Annotated in this window: 15 protein-coding genes; 9 read left to right on the top strand and 6 right to left on the bottom strand. The window is 57.0% G+C overall.

Going from position 1 to position 17,105, the window contains the following annotated elements; genetic code table 11:
- Window positions 1–3 precede the first annotated feature (3 nt).
- Both LEP6406_RS0219595 and LEP6406_RS0219590 read left to right on the top strand, forming a co-directional pair.
- Entirely contained in the window at window positions 4–450 is a 447-nt protein-coding gene (locus LEP6406_RS0219595) for a hypothetical protein (RefSeq protein WP_008318414.1), read from the top strand.
- 49 nt (window positions 451–499) lie between these two features.
- A complete protein-coding gene (locus LEP6406_RS0219590; RefSeq protein ID WP_008318416.1) occupies window positions 500–1,768 on the top strand; it encodes an ImmA/IrrE family metallo-endopeptidase in 1,269 nt (422 codons plus the stop codon).
- A gap of 34 nt (window positions 1,769–1,802) precedes the next feature.
- On the opposite strand, the gene pgeF is transcribed toward LEP6406_RS0219590, so the two are convergent.
- Window positions 1,803–2,618: a peptidoglycan editing factor PgeF gene (gene pgeF, locus LEP6406_RS0219585; RefSeq protein ID WP_008318418.1), complete on the bottom strand. Its 816-nt coding sequence runs from the start codon at window positions 2,616–2,618 to the stop codon at window positions 1,803–1,805.
- Between the two features lie 463 nt (window positions 2,619–3,081).
- On the opposite strand from pgeF, the gene LEP6406_RS28920 reads away from it, so the two are divergent.
- Genes LEP6406_RS28920 through LEP6406_RS0219565 form a run of 4 tightly spaced genes read left to right on the top strand, consistent with a single transcriptional unit; the run spans window position 3,082 to window position 6,131 of the window.
- A complete protein-coding gene (locus tag LEP6406_RS28920; RefSeq protein ID WP_263971198.1) occupies window positions 3,082–3,588 on the top strand; it encodes a hypothetical protein in 507 nt (168 codons plus the stop codon).
- Between the two features lie 57 nt (window positions 3,589–3,645).
- A complete protein-coding gene (locus tag LEP6406_RS28915) occupies window positions 3,646–4,458 on the top strand; it encodes a biotin--[acetyl-CoA-carboxylase] ligase (RefSeq protein WP_008318423.1) in 813 nt (270 codons plus the stop codon).
- Between the two features lie 57 nt (window positions 4,459–4,515).
- The gene (locus tag LEP6406_RS34910; protein ID WP_304607858.1) at window positions 4,516–5,718 is read left to right on the top strand and encodes a M23 family metallopeptidase; all 1,203 of its coding nucleotides are present in this window, start codon (window positions 4,516–4,518) and stop codon (window positions 5,716–5,718) included.
- A gap of 8 nt (window positions 5,719–5,726) precedes the next feature.
- A complete protein-coding gene (locus LEP6406_RS0219565) occupies window positions 5,727–6,131 on the top strand; it encodes an acyl-CoA thioesterase (RefSeq protein ID WP_008318428.1) in 405 nt (134 codons plus the stop codon).
- Here LEP6406_RS0219565 and LEP6406_RS0219560 read toward each other — a convergent pair.
- The 4 genes from LEP6406_RS0219560 to LEP6406_RS30530 form a co-directional block, all read right to left on the bottom strand.
- On the bottom strand, window positions 6,128–7,699 hold the full coding sequence (locus LEP6406_RS0219560) for an AMP-binding protein (RefSeq protein WP_162160903.1): 1,572 nt from the start codon (window positions 7,697–7,699) through the stop codon (window positions 6,128–6,130). The two genes, LEP6406_RS0219565 and LEP6406_RS0219560, sit on opposite strands and share 4 nt — an antisense overlap.
- A gap of 274 nt (window positions 7,700–7,973) precedes the next feature.
- On the bottom strand, window positions 7,974–8,975 hold the full coding sequence (gene galE, locus LEP6406_RS0219555) for a UDP-glucose 4-epimerase GalE (protein ID WP_027269278.1): 1,002 nt from the start codon (window positions 8,973–8,975) through the stop codon (window positions 7,974–7,976).
- Between the two features lie 57 nt (window positions 8,976–9,032).
- On the bottom strand, window positions 9,033–10,169 hold the full coding sequence (gene proB / locus LEP6406_RS0219550; RefSeq protein ID WP_008312478.1) for a glutamate 5-kinase: 1,137 nt from the start codon (window positions 10,167–10,169) through the stop codon (window positions 9,033–9,035).
- Between the two features lie 81 nt (window positions 10,170–10,250).
- On the bottom strand, window positions 10,251–12,356 hold the full coding sequence (locus tag LEP6406_RS30530; protein WP_008312477.1) for a cistern family PEP-CTERM protein: 2,106 nt from the start codon (window positions 12,354–12,356) through the stop codon (window positions 10,251–10,253).
- Window positions 12,357–12,720: 364 nt separating this feature from the next.
- Between LEP6406_RS30530 and LEP6406_RS0219535 the strand changes: the two genes are divergently transcribed.
- Window positions 12,721–13,356 (top strand): DUF1626 domain-containing protein, encoded by a 636-nt coding sequence (locus LEP6406_RS0219535; RefSeq protein ID WP_008312476.1) that lies wholly within the window; start codon window positions 12,721–12,723, stop codon window positions 13,354–13,356.
- A 213-nt stretch (window positions 13,357–13,569) separates the two neighbouring features.
- On the opposite strand, the gene LEP6406_RS28895 is transcribed toward LEP6406_RS0219535, so the two are convergent.
- A complete protein-coding gene (locus LEP6406_RS28895; protein WP_263971197.1) occupies window positions 13,570–14,457 on the bottom strand; it encodes an HAD family hydrolase in 888 nt (295 codons plus the stop codon).
- 304 nt (window positions 14,458–14,761) lie between these two features.
- Between LEP6406_RS28895 and LEP6406_RS0219520 the strand changes: the two genes are divergently transcribed.
- Both LEP6406_RS0219520 and LEP6406_RS0219515 read left to right on the top strand, forming a co-directional pair.
- The gene (locus LEP6406_RS0219520) at window positions 14,762–15,646 is read left to right on the top strand and encodes a hypothetical protein (RefSeq protein WP_008312471.1); all 885 of its coding nucleotides are present in this window, start codon (window positions 14,762–14,764) and stop codon (window positions 15,644–15,646) included.
- 197 nt (window positions 15,647–15,843) lie between these two features.
- Window positions 15,844–17,031, top strand: coding sequence for an MFS transporter (locus LEP6406_RS0219515; protein ID WP_008312470.1), 1,188 nt, complete (start codon window positions 15,844–15,846; stop codon window positions 17,029–17,031).
- The last annotated feature ends 74 nt before the right edge of the window (window positions 17,032–17,105 follow it).

The raw sequence follows: 17,105 nt of genomic DNA, 5'->3' as shown, positions 1-17,105 counted from the left end.
TTCATGAAAAAGCGTAATGGTCAGTTTAATCCTAAACGCAGAATGCTTAAGCCGGAAAAGTGCGACTTTCATGAACTTTTGGCCCTTTCGCTGCAAGCTCAATATGGTGGAAATTCCGAGCACAAAAGAAATCCAGGAGATTTCAACTTAACACCTCCTAGTGGGCCTAGAGCAGGCAAGTCTCTCTGTGACTCTGTCAATATATTTGCCAAGAAGGAAGCGCTAAATCTACTCAGAAAGGGGATAAGAAATGGCTTGGTTAGTGAGCGTTTTATAGGGAAGTGGCCTAAGAATGTTTGGTCTGTTATGGATGATGGGACTCCGCTAGAGGCACAACTTGAGTCAGCCGAGCAGGGATCCTATCATGGCTATCCGATGCAAACTAAGGATCCATTCTGTGAAGAAGTAATTAAGCAATGGAGGATTCGGAGTGAACTCGCTAAGTCTTAATTTTGACTGGCTTACAAGCGGAAATGATTCGCCCGAGATCCAGCAGACTATGGGTATGTTTGGATTAAGCGTAGGAGATATCAGTCTTACTAGAAATGAAGATACCTGGTCTCAAACAATTCGTGACACTGTTCTAGTCTCTGCCTATCCTCTAGCTGCATGGATGGTTTCCGCATGGTGGAGGTTACTCTACGAGCCTCTTCCTCCTAAAGGCACTAAGCCTTCAGCCAATTGGAGGATGGCCCATGAGCTGACGGCAGCGAATCAAGGATTCATTTGGCCCAGAGTAGTACTCGCTTCAGATACCGAATTAATGCAGATATGGTCTACAACATCTAACACTGCTGATCAACAATCAGTTAGGTACATCAATAGCCTTAATCAGTCATTCCCAATAAGCCTTCTTGATTTTGAGCAAAAGGCAAGAGATTTCATTGAGTCTGTCCTATCTCGTCTTAACGCAACAGGCGTTGCGGAAACACCACTCGCTAATCTTTGGGAAGAAGTTCAAGAAGAGCTTTCTGACTCATATTCAAGTCAGTATCGTCGTTGTGAAGCTGAATTGGGTTTTGATCCTGACGAGGCTTCTGAAAACCTTGTCACAGATGCTCTAGATCTTGCCGAAAAAATTGGGAAAGAGACTTTTTCGGAAATAGCTCCTGCCTATAGCAAATATATATCAGAGGCGCAACCACTTAGCGAAACAATCGCAGAATTAACTCAAGAATTAGGACTGTATGGAAAACCCGAAATTTCCATTGAAAACTCTGTTCTGCAAGAACTTCCAAAGGTGCCTTGGCAGCAGGCGAACAAGTTGGCATCCTCTCTACGCGATGCCATAGATATTGGAGATGATCCAGTTGTGAACGATAAACTGTATGACTTACTGGGTCTACAAAAGTCTGAATATGAAGCATGGAATCCTCCAAGTCGGCAGGCCATTTCAATCGCAGTTCCATCGAAACAAACCGGGTTTAAGTTTCACCCTAGAAAAAGACATCCAATTGCAAGAAGATTTGAATTGGCTAGATTTATTGGTGATTACTTGTTCTACAGTAGCCATGGAAAATCATGGCTTGCCAGCACAGACCTTAGAACCTCACGACAAAAGTATCAACGTGCTTTTGCTGCGGAGTTTCTTTGTCCTCTCAGTAGCTTGCAGTCTTACTTGGCTGATGACTATTCGGAATCCGCCATAGAGGATGCGGCTGAATATTTCAGCGTCAGCCAACAGACGATTGAGTCAATCCTTGAAAACAATGGCTTAATCAACTCGTCTCAGTCAACCAGCAATTTAGAGACCTGCCTTCCCTATTAGCTTCTACACGATTGATGCCACCTGAAAATGCAGGCTAACAACTGACGATGCCAGACCACTGCACCTTCTTTTCCTTGGTGCGGCGATAGGAGAAAAAGCGCTCCGGCTCTTGATAGGTACAGTGGGGCGCGATCGCAACTTGTTCTGCCTCTAAACCCAGTTGGGTCAGTTGCCTTGCCAAAATACGGCGGACATCTAGCCGCACGCGACCGGGCTGGGGATCGGGCAGAATCGGTGGGGCTTCTCCTTGGCTCAGGTGTTTCAGAATCGCCGCCTCCTCAGTCTCAGCATCCTCCCCCAGCAGGGATCGGCCCACCTCCACCGCAACCTGGGTGCTGACTTGGTAAACCTGACCTGCGATCGCAGGCCCCAGAGCCACCCGCAAATCGGCCAAATCACTTCCCTGGGCTTGCATACGGGCAATGGCCAGGGGCACAATTTTCTGGGCGGTGCCGCGCCACCCGGCATGGACCGCCACCGCCTGTCCAGTCTCACCATCGGCAATTAGGGCCGGGGTGCAGTCGGCGGAACACACCCACAGCGCCTGACCCGCCGCCGTAGACATGACCCCATCCGCTTCTGGGCGGGGCGGTGTTAGAGTTTCCATCCCGTTGACTGCAAGCGGATCGACGGACACCCCAGGGGGAAAGTCCTCGGGCTGCACAATGCGATTGCCGTGAACCTGCTGGGCTCGATAGACCATAGCAGGAGAGGCCAGTCCCGGCGTCAGGGTTTCTGGGGTTTGGGGCCATGACTGGGCCGTAAAGAAGCCATGGGGCCAGGGACTCAGTAAATCCGTAGTTAAGTAGGGCTGTCCCTCCCAAGTAGACCAAGACCAGACATGATTCATGGGTTTCGGTAGGATTTTGGTAAAGATGATACAAGAGGCCGGTTAACCGGAAGACCCATAGCGGTTCCTTAATGTATAAGGGACACCTCAACTTAATGACACTTCGGCGAACAAGGGGTCGAACAAGGGGGTTAAGCCCCTTGCCTGTACTTAACCCAAGTGAGAACCGCTAGTAAGGAGTAGAGACCAAATAACGTGGGATAGCCGTCCCGGCTGTCCACAGTCAGGCAAGATGCCTGACCCACAAGAATTGCACATTATTCAGGATCCGGGTTCCTAAGAGACCGAGACATCAGGATGGCTAAGGTTGTTGCAATGACAGAGGCATTCAAGACCTTGGCGGAGCTGGAAGCCCGCCTGGGGTTGCGCCACAGTGAAGATTACCTTTTTCCCAGAATGGCGGGAACCCCAACCCAGCCTCACGCCCACGGAGCAAGACCGCTTGACCGTGATATGACAACGGTTGTTGTACCACCGCGCCGATGGGGAACTGCTGGAGGGATCGGTGATGTTGCTCGTTGCTTCCCCATTGTTGGAACTGACGGGGTTTTACGATCCCCCTTTCAAGCTCAGGGCAGAGGCGGCAGTAGAGATTTCGGTAGATGACGGGGAGGAAGTGTTGCGAGGCCACATTGATGCCCTGGTTCTGAATCAAAGTTTTTGGGTGTTGGTCTTGGAGGCCAAAAAAACGATGATTTCGACACGATCGGCCTTGCCTCAAACCCTGGCCTATATGATGACAAACACCGATGCGGACCGTCCAACCTTTGGCCTGATGACCAATGGCGATGATGTTTTATTTGTGAAATTGGCTCCTCAGTCCCTAGGTCAGTACGACCTATCGCGGGTATTTTCGCTCTACACCCTAGGGGAGGAATGGCAATCGGTTTTGCAGATTCTGAAGAGAATTGGATCTGCGATGGCCATAGGCCGGTCGAAGACCATCGCGCCATCAACACCCGTCCAGTAATACCGAAGAATTTGCGACTTGTACCTTACTTGTACTCAAAAGAATAGTTCTCGCCCCATGGATCGCAATCGTCTTGATGCTGCCCTCAAGCGTCCTGCCCCAGATCTGGGGATAGACCCGACTTGGGGATGTCTACGCCCTCGCTTTGACCTGCATCTGTATTCACAACTGCCCTCTACCAATAGCGAAGCGTGGCGTTTGGTGGCAGCGGGGGCGGGGAGTGGCACCGTGGTCATCGCCCAGGAGCAAACGGCGGGGCGGGGGCAGTGGGGGCGTCCGTGGACCTCTGCGGTCGGGGGACTGTATCTATCCCTCGTGCTGGAGTTAGAAGTGGTCTTGGGGGATCGGGCTCTTCTCACCCTTGCCACTGCCTGGGGCATTACGGCGGCCTTGAACCGTTTAGGACTGCCGATTCAGATTAAATGGCCCAATGACTTGATCTCCCAGGGGCGCAAGGTGGGGGGAATTCTCACGGAGACGCGCAGGGTCAACCAGCGGATGCCCATGGCTGTGGTGGGGGTGGGGCTGAATTGGACTAACCCCGTCCCTGAAACAGGTCAGCGATTGGTGGAACTACTGCCGGATTCCCCCCCGATAGCCCTGCAAAGTTTGGAAGATTTAGCCGCGATCGCACTGCGCGGGATGCTCCAGGGCTACTATTGCTGGCAGCAGCAGGGGATCCCGACGTTGCTAGACCAGTATCATCAATATCTGGTCAATAGGGGCCAAAGTGTCACGGTCGCAGGGCACCCCGCAACGATTATCGGCGTCTCTGAAACGGGTCACCTGCAAGTGCAGGTTTTCTCTCCCACGGGGATCTCTATCCAAGCGCTGAAACCGGGCGAGATTCAGCTAGGCTACAATGCGTAAGGTTTGGCAATGGTGTTTGACTAAGGTTTGGCAATGGTGTTTGACGGAGTAGTCAAAATGGGTTCCGAGCAGGTCACCAGCAAAGCAATATTGAAGGCTTTACCCACCATGGCAATGTGGCAAAAATTTGCGATCGCGGGCAGCGTGGGCATCGTCAGCGGCTGGACTTTAATCGGTACTCCGGCACGGGCAGAGGAATCCACCCCCACAGCGGCTCCTGTAGAGACCTCTGCCGAATCCCTGCTGCGGCCCCAAGCCCCAGCCCCGGAACCTGCGGCTCCCGCTGTCCAGCCAGTGACGCCCCCAGCCCCAGCACCCCAGGTAGCCCCAGCCCAACCCAATGTGCCCGAGAGCTACAACGGCTCCTTTATCGATCCGACCGAGTATGGGGTGGGGGCGACACGCTCCCCCAATAGCCCCACCGTAGTCTTTTCAGAACGATCAACAGGCTGTCGCATCACCGTTGCCCAAGGACAAACCGCTCCCGCCCGGAGTTGTGGCGGTGCGGCCCCAGCCGTGGGTGGCGTCGCAGGCTATGGCGCGAATGGCGATGCCGGTGCAACTGGGGGCAGTGGCACCCAAGCAGGATCCGGCAATGTCCGCGTCGGTCCCGTCACCGTCGGCATTGATGGCGTCACCGTGGGCAATACCACCCTCATCAGTCGGGAAGCCCTGAATGCGAGCCTGCGCCCTTTGAATGTGATCCGACGCGGCGTCGAGGAATTTATCTTTCCGCTGGCAACCCCCGCTCCCATTACTTCCCTGTTTGGATGGCGCACCCACCCTATTTTTGGCGATAGTCGCTTCCATGCTGGTACCGATTTGGGTGCCCCCACGGGAACCCCAATCCTAGCTGCCAAGGCCGGCACGGTAATCACCGCCGATTATTTAGGTGGCTATGGATTAACAGTGATTCTGCGCCACGAGGATGGCAACCAGGAAACCCGCTACGCCCACATGTCTCAATTGATGGTGCGTCCTGGAGAAACAGTAGAGCAGGGTGAGGTCATTGGCTTGGTGGGCAGCACGGGCAACTCCACCGGACCCCACCTCCATTTTGAGCTGCGACAACTCACTGCCCAAGGCTGGGTGTTGGTGGATCCCAATGACCTCTTGGCCTACGCCAAGGTCAATCTCATGCATACTCTGAATCAGCCTCTACAAGCCTTAAGTGCCCTAACGGGAGCCCAAGCGGAAGCCGCGACCGAGTTAGAGCCGGTAGAAATTCCCTACCGTCCAGCCCAGCCCAATGCCAGCTAACGGCCACCATGGCCTTTATCTATCCCTACGTCGTGCGGTTTCGGGACACTGATGCTGCTGGGGTGATGTACTTCGCGAATGTCTTGGCGATTTGCCATGATGCCTATGAGGCCGCCTTAGGGGACGCGGGCATCGTTCTCGTCACCTTTTTTGGACCGGGTCCACTGGCGATACCCATCGTCCACAGTTCAGTGGACTTTCGCCGACCGCTGCGGTGCGGTGATGCCCTCATTATTCACGGCCATCCCCAGCGCCAAGGGGATCATGGGTTTGAAATTCATTACGACGTGCAAGGGCCAGAAGCTAAGACCGCAGCTACCGTCACCACCCGTCATCTCTGTATTGACACCGCCACTCGCCGCCGCCACCCCCTACCGGAAATTCTGGACCAGTGGTTGCAAGCCATGGGTTAAGGGGTCGATAGGATCTCCATAGCCTGCTGTTGTAAAACCCTACGGTTGAGTTTGCCCTGGGCATTGCGGGGTAGTTCGGGGCAGGTCAGCCAGTGCTTGGGGATTTTGTAGGGGCTGAGTTGGCCCTTGAGAGCAGCTTTCAAGAGGGTGGGATCGGCAGCAGCAGCAGCATTGCGGGGAACCCAGAGGACCGCGATCGCAGATCCCCAATCGCCATCCGGCACCCCCACCACCCCCACATCCACCACCTGCCCCGTCGCCAGCAACGCCGCCTCCACCTCCTCAGGTTGGACCTTTTCCCCACCGGAAATGATCAGATTACCCTGACGCCCCAAAACATATAGATAGCCTGCGGCATCCAAATACCCCCGATCGCCGGGTTGAAAGGGCACCGCGATGGTCAGGGACCGGCCCAAAGGGGCCATCGCGCTGTGCCGATAGCGACCAGCGAGAGACTCCGCCGAGATCGTGATCAGCCCCGAGGTATTGGGTGGCAGGGGTTCCCCCTCCGGACTCTGGATAGTGATGTGACTGTGGGGGAGAGCTTGTCCACTACTACTGTTGCCCGCCAAAAATGCCGAGGGCAATAGGGTTGCCACTTGGGAAGCGGTTTCCGTCATGCCGTAGGTGGGGGCCAAGGGTAGACGGGCAACCCGCGATCGCGCCAGCAATTCCGGCCACGGAGGGCCACCCCCCAGCAGGATAGCGGTGAATCCCCGCAGCCAAGCCAGCCGTTCTGGGTCGATCCCCATTGGCTCCATCCCAGAACCCTGATCAGAAGACAGAACGGCGCGCCCTGCCGCCGTTCCGCCTGTCCCCATTGACCTGGATTGGGGAACCACTCGCTCCGACCCTGGAGTAAGGAGCCGCTGCAATTGCGTGGGCACCAGAGAGAGGAAATCCGCCCGCCCCGGCAAAGGCTCCCCCTGCTGGAGTTCCTTAAAGGACTGCACCCACAATTGTCCCCCCGTCACCAAACAGCGCAGCGCCTGCATCAGCCCGCTGACATGGTACAGCGGCAGCACACAGTAGGCCGTCACCGCCGTCCTAGGACAAATAGCTTGGAAATGCTGGCAAAATCCCGCCACCGAAGCGGTCAAAGTTGTCCAGTCATGGCAGGCAAAACGCAGATCCCCCGAAGACCCCCCAGTGGGAATCCAGATTTGGGTGGTGGCTGGCGACGGTAACAGGGCATCTCCCGACCCCAGGGCATTGGTCCCGGACGATAGCGACGGCAACCGGATCCCCGCTGGCACCGTACCCCAAAACTCAGCCGGACCAATTTGCCCGAGCACCTGCCGCCATTCCCGCTGCCCCCAAGTGGGATTACCCAACCAGAGATGGACCGGATAGCAACATGCCGCAAAAAAGCCCGCCAAAGCTTCCAGCGGATCAGCAGTCACCAGCAGGATAGAGACTTCCCCCTCACTGGTCAGCAGAGTCTCTAAATTCCGACATCGCCGCCGCCACCGCCGCCAGAATTGAGCGCTGTCCAACCCCACCAGCCAATTGCGATCGCATTGAGCCCCAAGAATATCCCGCGCCGCCAAACCCAACCCCCCCTTCACCCATCCACCCCACCCTACATTGGGCGCGGAAACCGCGCCCCTACCATTGTCAGCGTCCTCCATTGGACACAGAAACCGCGTCCCCACCATTGGGGCATCCTCCATTGGACACAGAAACCATACCCCTACGGCGACATCCTGCATTGGGCGCGGAAACCGCGCCCCTACAAGAAATTCAAAATTCAAAACTCTCTCTCACCTGTCACCTCCACACCCCTAAGCCCTTCGGGCAGGCTTCGCCAACACCCCATCACCCCATCACCCCATCACCCCATCACCCCCCATGCCGCTCCCGATGCCACCGCCAAGCATGGGCAATGATGGAGTCCAAATCGGGATAGGCAGGCTCCCAGCCCAGGAGATCACGGGCGCGATCGCTGCTGCCCACCAGACTAGGGGGATCACCGGGACGGCGATCGCACTCGACAGCGGGAATCTCTCGCCCCGTCATGCGGCGGGCCGTGTCAATCACCTCCCGCACCGAGAAGCCATTGCCGTTGCCCAGATTAATAAAGGTACTGTCACCGCCGGCCAACAAATAATCCACCCCCTTGACGTGGGCTGAGGCTAGGTCAGAGACATGAACATAGTCACGGATACAGGTCCCGTCGGGGGTGTCGTAGTCGGTGCCAAAGATGGCAATAGACTGCCGTTTACCCAGGGCCGTGAGCAGCACCAGGGGAATCAGATGGGTTTCCGGATGGTGATCTTCCCCGAGGCGGCCCTGGGGATCGGCCCCGGCGGCATTGAAGTAGCGAAAGGCCACCGCCTTCAGCCCATAGGCGGCGTCAAAGTCCCGGAGCATGTGCTCCACCATCAGTTTGCTGGTGGCGTAGGGGCTGATGGGGTTTTGGGGATGGTCTTCGGGAATGGGGACGGTTTTGGGTGGACCGTAGATGGCGCAGGTAGAGGAAAACACGAGTCGCTTCACATCGGCGGCCAGCATAGCCTCCAGCAGGGTCAAGGTGCCCACCACATTGTTGTGGTAGTACTCGGCGGGTTTCTGTACCGATTCCCCTACGGCGATGTAGGCGGCGAAGTGCATCACTGCCCCAATGTTGTGGGCCTGGAAAATCTCATCCAGTAGGGCGCGATCGGTGGTGCTCCCCACAATCAGTTGGGCCTGGAGGTGCTGTTCCACCAGTTCCCGATGGCCGTACTCCAGGGTATCAAGGATAACAACGGGATACCCCGCTGCCTCTAGGGCCAAGACCCCATGGGAGCCGATGTAGCCTGCGCCGCCAGTAACGAGGATGGTGGGTTGGGGGGAGGACATGTCAGGGGGAGGGGGGGAGTGATGGGGAGTGGGGGAGTGGGGGAGTGGGGGGCGATGCTATTCGCTGTTGGTGCTGATAACCAGGTTGTCGCGGTGGATGACGGTGTCTGCGCCGCGATAGCCCAGCAGGTCAGGGATCTCGTCGGAGTGGTGACCGCGAATTTTCTCTAGGTCACTGTGGCCGTAGTTGACGATGCCTCGGGCGACCTCTCGCCCAGTGCGATCGCACAATTGCACCGCGTCCTGCCGTTCAAACTCCCCTTCCACTTCAGTAATACCCGCCGCCAGCAAAGATTTACCAGCCTGACAAATCGCCTGTACCGCCCCCTCATCCACATACAACTTGCCCGCCGCCATCAGACTATGGGCGATCCAGCGCTTGCGGGCACTGGCGGGGCGGGCTTGGGGGGTAAATTGAGTGCCCAGAGCCTCACCGGAAAGGATCTTGAGCAAATTCTCGGGATGGCGACCTTCGGTGATGACGGTGCGGACTCCAGCGGTAGTGGCGATGCGGGCAGCTTCAATCTTGGTCATCATGCCCCCGGTACCCCACTGACTACCGCGATCCCCCACCTGCACCTGAAGGTCCGCCAATTGCTCTACCCTTTCCACCACGTAAATGGGTTGGGCATCGGGGTTTGACCGAGGATCGGCGGAGTAAAGCTGGTCCACGTCCGTAAGCAGAAACAACCAGTCTGCCCCGACAAGGCTGGCGACCTGGGCCGAGAGGGTGTCGTTGTCACCAAACTTCAGCTCCTCCACGGCGACGGTGTCATTTTCATTCACCACGGGAATGACGCCAAGCTGAAGCAGTTGGCGAAAGGTTCGGTAGCTATTCACATAGCGCGATCGCTGCACCAGATCAGTTCGGGTCAGCAAGACTTGGGCGATGGGTTGGCCCAGGGTGGTAAACAGATCGTCATAGATCCGCATCAGCCGACCCTGCCCCACCGCCGCCACCGCCTGTTTCATGGCAATGGTGCGGGGCCGCTCCGCCAACCCCAACCGGGCGCAGCCCACCCCCACCGCCCCCGAGGACACCAGGATTACCTGATGCCCTTGGTGGCGCAGGGCGCTAAGGGTTTCCACCAAACTGGCAATGGTGGAGAGGGCCAACTGCCCGGTGGCTCCCTGGGTCAGGCTAGAGGTACCAATTTTGATTACCAGGGTTAAGGGATCGGCTACGGCGTTCACCAATTCTCACGACATCAACGCATCCAGCCGATCATAAACTCAGGCCGCAATGCTTTGACAATAGAGAGCCGTGAGAGATTATTAACCCTCAATGTCTTCGAGATCGTCGAAGTCGTCCAGGAGATCATCATCGACAATCTCCACCTCATCCTCCGCCACCGTGCCCCCGGTGAAGTCAGAGGGGATGCTCTCCACGCTCCCCAAGCTGGCCAGAGCCTGATAGATCAGAACCGCCACCTCAGCCCGAGTAATTGGCTGATCCAGATTGAGTTGGTTGCCGTTGGGGTAGCTGACAAAGATACCCTCCTGAATCAGGGATGCCAGCAATTGCTGCACTTCGCCAGAGGTAGCAAGACCACTGTAGTTAGACAGCAGGGACTGGGCTGCACCGCCAGTCATGTTGGGAATCTCCAAGCCGTTGGCAATCGCCAAGAGAGCGGCGGCGCGGGTGAGGCTAGCCTGGGGCTGGAAGGCATTGCCCGTCAGGGTTTCCAGGAAACCCAGTTGGTAGGCTGCCTGGGCGGCATTGTAGCCCCAGTAGTTGGTGGAGATGTCGGTGAAGGACACCGACTCCCGAATCTGGGAATATTCAAAGGCGCGACTGACAATCGCCGCCAGCTCACCCCGGTTGACCTGTTGGTCGGGGCGATAGTCGCCATCGGGATAGCCCGCCAGAATATTTAGGCTAGATAACTCCTGAATATATTCCCAAGCCCAGTGACTACGGGAAACATCGGTGTAGCGCACCACTTGGCGACTGCTACGGTTTTGCTTTTGCCGACGCCGCAGTTGGGTCGCCTGTTCGTCCACGACCACGTAGGTGCCCCTGCGATCGCTACGGCAGACCCAGGAATCCTGGCCGCTGGTGACTACAATCATGTAACCCTTGACCTTGCCACGTCCGCAGGCTCTGCCCCGACCGGGACCAGCGGGCAGCCCAAGACAGTCATTGCGCCAGTGCTTTCGCTTGACCTTGCTTACTCGCAAGCTAGAGACATCCACTTGATAGGTTTCGGCGATTTTTTGCAGGACCGATTGATGAACGCGCCGAGAGAGCTTCACCTTGCGGCGGCGGGGACGCTTACTGCGGTACTCCTGGGTGCGGACTTGGTCAATCACCACCAAGGAGCCCACACTATTAGTGCGGTAGACAAAGACATCCTGACGGCTGGCGACGGTGACCCAATAGCCCTCTACCAGCGCCTGGGTGCAGGCAGTGCCGGGTTGCCCCAGCCCGAGACAGCCATCGGACCAAGTTTGGCGGCTGACCTCTAGAATGCGTAGCTCCGAGATGGAAATGTTGGACTGTTGGGAAACCTGCTGCAAGATCGTCTGGGCGACCGTCTCGCTAAATTCCGTGGTCGTCGTGGTCGTAGTTTGACTGACCACGGTTTCGCTAGTGACAGTCTCAGTGGTCTGGGTCTGGCTGACACTCGTGGTTTCGACGCTCTCCTCACTGCTGGAGGATTCGGTAATCAGCGTTGTACTGGAGGCGGCACCAAAGCTACCCGCTAGCTCGTAGCTCCCGGCTTCGGTCTGGAACTTGATGGGGAAGGAGGCCAGGGTGACGCTGCTGGCAAAGCTGCCGGACAGGGTGACTCGGAAGCTATCGCCATTCCCCCCGGACTGAAGCCCGTTGAAGATCGCGCCCCCGCTACAGGTGTTGGCGGCAAAGATACAGGCATTGATGTTCTTGAAACCGCCGGGAAAGTTTTGGGTGGGGTTGGGGGTAATGCTGCTAAAGGTGCCGCCTGCGCTAGCCAAGGTGACATTGGACAAGGTGGTGTTGACCGCTAAGCCCAGGCTCATAATGGCGGCCTGGAAACTGCTGCTGGTTTGGTTGGTTAGGGTCACATCGAGGACCAGGCTATTGCTGGTCAATTCGACGATGGTGAACTCGGCGCTGGCGGTGAGATCGGCGCGGCTGCCGCTACCGGGTAAAGCCCAGTTGACCACAAAGCTTTGGCCGATATCGTTGGCGGTAATCTCAACTTCTTCCAGGGCTTGACCAGCGGGATTACCAGCGGTTTCTCCCGTTTGGGTGTTGATATTAAAGGCTAGGGCGGGAACGGGCATTAGGGCTAGGGCTGCAATCCCCGCGAGGGTTAAAAATCGGCCCTTGAGGGTCATGGCAACGGCAATCTGCCGCGCCCTAGGTGTGGGTGCGCTATGAGTAAATGTTTGCATTCTTCTTGATCCCTATCTGTTGACTGTGTGAGCTCCTGAGGTAGGCACCGAAACGGGTAGGCACCAAAACGGGCGAAAATCGCCAAAATCTGAGCACACTAGCAGAAAAGGACTGGCTTAATACAATTCGGTTCCAGGCTTTTTCGGAAACCTTAACCTTCCTTTATGATGATCCTCCGCTGTCGTCGTCCTCTTTACCCATTCGCAACTTCACAGATCTCTTGCCTCGACTCCACTGGGATGGCCTTTTGGGGCCGGTCTCTGACCATCGCGCTGCTCCCCAGTTTTTTCCCTTTGGTATCGCAGCCTGGGCTTCTGAGAACAGTGCTTAAAATGGAGCTAGGCAATCGTGTGCAGAAGTCCCATGGCCACCACCGCAGATGATGTTTGGCGAATATTAGGCGAAATTGCTGCTTCCCAAAAGGAACTTAGTACCTCTCAGCAGGAACTCAGGGTTGCTCAGGAGGCACTCTGGGCTGCCCAGCAGGAAACCGATCTCCAACTGAAGGAGTCTGCCCGCCAATTGGAAGTGCAAATTCGGGAGGGGGATCGTCGCATGAAGCAATTGCAACAAGAGTTGGGCAAGCTGGGAAACCGCCTGGGGGAGTTTGTTGAGTGGCAAGTGCGACCGGCGGTGGTGAAGCTGTTTCAAGAGCGGGGTATTGAAGTCCACGAGATGATGCCGGAGGTGTCTATTCAGCGGGGCGGGGAAGCTTTTGAAGTAGACCTGTTGGTGGTCAACACCACCGAGGCCATCTTGGTGGAGGTGAAGAGCAAGCTCTCCCAGGGGGATGTGGATGAGCATCTGGAGCGATTGGCTAAGTTTAAGCGCTTGATGCCCCGCTATAGCGATGTGGAGGCCATGGGAGCTGTGGCGGGGATGGTGGTGCCCACGGAAGTGGCCCGCTATGCCTATCGTCGAGGACTCTTTGTGCTGGCCCAGTCGGGGGAAACGGTGATGGTTTTGAACGATGAGCACTTCCAGCCTAGAAAGTGGTAGCCCATGGGCGGAGCGGATTTGATGGTCTGGTCTCCAGGCTCTGCCTGGGGATGCGCTCCCTGGGGATGCTCTGTCTGGGGATGCTCTGCCTCCAAAAATAGACCCACTCAAAATCGTCATGATTTTGAGTAACGGGTATCAACGTAAGCCGAGATAATATTGGTTCCGAAGAATTCAGGAGTCAGAATCCAGTACTCTCCTAGATTCTGGCTCCTAACTCCTAACTCCTCCCCAAGAGATTTGTCCCGCTTTGAGTTGATACCCTGAGTAACCAGAGTCCAGTAGGGTGTTGGCGGTGGCAAGGGTGAAGATGGGAGGGTCAAAGACTGGCTCAGAGGGGCCATGGCCTATTCCCGGACCCTGCAAAATCTCCCAGGGCTGATCCGGTTCCCCGAGATGACTCAGCACCAGGGATGCGGGTCCAAAATCGTGGTGGCGGGTGTAGGCGTTGACGGTGATGACGGTGCAGAGTCCGGCGGTGGTGGCGGCGGTGAGTCCTTGGTGACTGTCTTCAATCACGAGGCAATGCTGTGGGGGGAGGGCTAGTTTTTCCAGGACGTAGTAGTAGATGTCGGGGGCGGGTTTTTTGTGGGGGACGATGTCTCCGGCGGCGATGACCTCAAACCAGGTGAGGGTGTCGGGGCCGAGGGTGGCCTCTAGAAGTGCGATCGCATTATCGAGGTGGCTAGTGGTGGCGATGGCGAGGGACACGCCTGCTGATCGGGCAGCGGTAATCAACCGCCGCACACCGGGACGCAGGGCAATCCCGTTGGTTTGGAGTAGGGTACGGTAGCGGTGGGTTTTGGCCTGGTGCAGCTCTGCAATCAGGATATCCAGATCGGTGTCGGGGGGAATCGGGGGCTGAACGGTGTTGATGTAGTGGCGAATGCGTTCCTTGCCTCCAGCCACATTGATGAGTGAGCCGTAGGTCTCTACGGACCAGTGCCAGTCCAATCCGGCAGCGCGAAAGGTGTCGTTAAAGGCGACGCGATGGCCGTCCCGTTCTGTCTCCGCTAGGGTGCCATCCACATCGAAAATTAGCGCCTTGAGCATCCCAGAATTTTCCACCCCTACCCTCTGCTCCGCAAAACGACCTGCCACAGAATGACCAGGGTAAAGGCTAGATAGCCCCCCACGGTGATCCAGTCTTGCCAACTGCCTCCCGGATCCATCCTGCCCCCTTGCTTGGTCTGATCCTGCTGATCCTATCGGGAAATGGGTGGGTACTGGATGGGGTGGGCTAGGATGCAATTCCCGAAGGGCGAGAATGATTAGGTTAGCGCGATAGCAGTCGCCAGTCCGGTTAGGACAAGACTGCAAGCCAGTTTGCTTTGACACTCAGCATCAGAGCGGTTCCCCGTGTTTGCAGCAAATTGGCCAAAGCTATCGTTTTGGAAGATCAGCCATGGCTATTCGCATCTTGCTCCAGACCACCCTGTTGGCGACGGAAACCGACGACTGGACGATTCGTCACTTTTCCCTCCTGCGAGACTATCTGACGGGGTTGGTGGGAGCGGATGGATCCCCCCTGTGTGAGGTGATGGCCCGCGATCGCGAACCGGATGCCCAGGGCAATGACCCGGTACTGAGTCGTCTGAATCGAGGGGAGTTTGACGAGTTGTGGCTGTTTGCCCTAGATGTGGGGGATGGCCTGAGTGAGGCTGATAGCGCTGGGATTACTCGCTTTCATCGGCAGGGGGGTGGGATTTTGACCACCCGTGACCACCAGGATATGGGGCTATCTATGGCGGCGCTGCCCACCTTGGGCAAGTTTCACTTTTTCCATAGCCAGCAGCCGGATCCGGACCCCGATCGCTGCTGTCGGGATGACCCCTACACGCTGACTATTGACTGGCCTAACTACCATTCCGGCGCTAATGGTGACTACCAGACCATTACCCCGGTGGATCCCCTCTATCCCCTACTGAAAAGGGCAGATGGCGTGATCGATCGCTTCCCGGCCCATCCCCACGAGGGGAGTGTGGGGGTGCCGGAGGATTTGCCGGGGGCGCGGGTGGTGGCCCTGGGAACCAGTAAGGTCACCGGACGGAGCTTTACTCTGGTGGTGGCCTGCGATTATGGTCCTGCCACCGAGGCGGAATTCCTGGGGCGCGTGGTGGCCCAGTCGACATTCCATCACTTTGTGGATTACAACCTGGAGGTTAGTCGGGGCTGCCCCAGCTTTGTGGATGAGCCGCCGGGGAATGGGGTCAAGGCCGATCCCACGGGACTGGTGGGGGTTTACGCCTATTTCCAGAATTTGGCCCTCTGGTTGGCTCCTGCGGCCTGAGAGTTCTATGCGACGGCACTGGATTTCTGCGATTCAATATTTCTGAGATCCAACCGGAGGCTACAGATAGTTCCTGAGGCTTCGAATCTTCCCCTGCCCTATCCATAGCGACATACAGTTGGATTGCGTACATCCCTTAGGGCGAACAGCCGTGCGCCTCTACCCTGGGCGTACTGGATTGAGATGAATACCGCTATATGTTCAAACTATTAACGCTACTGCTGGCGAGCAGTATGACGGTGATGGCGGGGGCGGCTTTGTCTCCGGCCCTGCCCCAGATCCAGAGTTTCTTTGCGGCGGAGCCCCGGTCGGTGTTTTGGGTCAAGCTGATGCTGACGCTGCCGGGACTGTTCACCGCGATCGCGGCTCCCTTTGCGGGTGCGATCGCGGATCGGATGGGACGCAAACCGCTATTGGTGGTCAGTGCCCTGATCTACGGCATTGGCGGTACCTCGGGCCTTTATCTGAGTTCCATTACTGGCCTGTTGCTGGGGCGGGCACTGCTGGGGCTAGCGGTAGGGGGCGTCATGACCGCCTCCACCGCCCTCATTGCCGATTACTACCAAGGCTCCGAGCGCAACCGGGTGATGGGAATTCAAGCCGCCTTTATGAGCTTTGGTGGGGTGGTCTTTCTCGTCGTCAGTGGAGCCATAGCGGACAGTGGTTGGCGGCTACCCTTCTTGATCTATTTAGCCGCTTTTGGGGTGGCGGCCATGGCCCTATTTTGTCTGGATGAAGCCCCTCGTAAGGGGGCGGGGGCCATCCTGGAAGCGGATCTTCTGCCCGCTGATCCCGTCCCCCTCTGGGCTTTAGTCGGCATCTACGGCCTGGTGTTTTGGTCCATGGCGACCTTCTATCTCATCCCTGTACAGCTTCCGTTTTACCTGGATCAGTTAGCAGCAGGACAGGGTAGCAGCGGGGCTACGGGTATCGCCATTGCCGCCCCTAATCTCGTCAGCGCCATTGTCTCCATGGGCTATCGCGCTCTCAAAGAACGCCTCTCCTTTGGGGCGATTAGCGCCCTGGGTTTTCTGATGATGGGGGTAGGCTACGGCATCATTGCCCTAGCCACGAGCTACGGGGTGGTGCTGGCGGGACTGCTAGTGGCAGGGATATCCCTGGGACTGAACATTCCAAATTTGAATGTTTGGATCAACGCGGTGGCTCCAGTACGAGTTCGCGGACGGGCGGTGGGGGCGTTAACGACCTGCCTATTTCTGGGACAGTTTATGTCCCCGATCCTGAGTCAGCCCGTTACCGAGGTGGTAGGAATGGCCACTACCTTCGGTTGGTGTAGCGTTACGGTGGTGCTGTTGGCGGGGGGAATTCTACTGTTGAACGTGATCTCAGCTCACCGTCCCATCTCTTCGGGCAGATGGCCCTAAACTTTTGTCCGTAAACACCGAAGGGTTGGGCTACAGTGGGGCAAAGTGTGCGTCAAGTCTCCAAATCAGGGGCC

Origin of the sequence: Leptolyngbya sp. PCC 6406 (assembly GCF_000332095.2) — a bacterium.
Taxonomy (GTDB): domain Bacteria; phylum Cyanobacteriota; class Cyanobacteriia; order Phormidesmidales; family Phormidesmidaceae; genus PCC-6406.
Note: the sequence above shows the minus strand (reverse complement) of the source record. Positions and strands in the feature narration are given on the sequence as shown.

Bases quoted from the DNA above. Each gene is read 5' to 3' on its own strand.
- LEP6406_RS0219595 (WP_008318414.1), top strand. From the start codon at position 4: ATGAAAAAGCGTAATGGTCAGTTTAATCCTAAACGCAGAATGCTTAAG.
- LEP6406_RS0219590 (WP_008318416.1), top strand. From the start codon at position 500: ATGGGTATGTTTGGATTAAGCGTAGGAGATATCAGTCTTACTAGAAAT.
- pgeF (WP_008318418.1), bottom strand. From the start codon at position 2,618: ATGAATCATGTCTGGTCTTGGTCTACTTGGGAGGGACAGCCCTACTTA.
- LEP6406_RS28915 (WP_008318423.1), top strand. From the start codon at position 3,646: ATGGATCGCAATCGTCTTGATGCTGCCCTCAAGCGTCCTGCCCCAGAT.
- LEP6406_RS34910 (WP_304607858.1), top strand. From the start codon at position 4,516: ATGGGTTCCGAGCAGGTCACCAGCAAAGCAATATTGAAGGCTTTACCC.
- LEP6406_RS0219565 (WP_008318428.1), top strand. From the start codon at position 5,727: ATGGCCTTTATCTATCCCTACGTCGTGCGGTTTCGGGACACTGATGCT.
- galE (WP_027269278.1), bottom strand. From the start codon at position 8,975: ATGTCCTCCCCCCAACCCACCATCCTCGTTACTGGCGGCGCAGGCTAC.
- LEP6406_RS30530 (WP_008312477.1), bottom strand. From the start codon at position 12,356: ATGCAAACATTTACTCATAGCGCACCCACACCTAGGGCGCGGCAGATT.
- LEP6406_RS0219535 (WP_008312476.1), top strand. From the start codon at position 12,721: ATGGCCACCACCGCAGATGATGTTTGGCGAATATTAGGCGAAATTGCT.
- LEP6406_RS0219520 (WP_008312471.1), top strand. From the start codon at position 14,762: ATGGCTATTCGCATCTTGCTCCAGACCACCCTGTTGGCGACGGAAACC.
- LEP6406_RS0219515 (WP_008312470.1), top strand. From the start codon at position 15,844: ATGTTCAAACTATTAACGCTACTGCTGGCGAGCAGTATGACGGTGATG.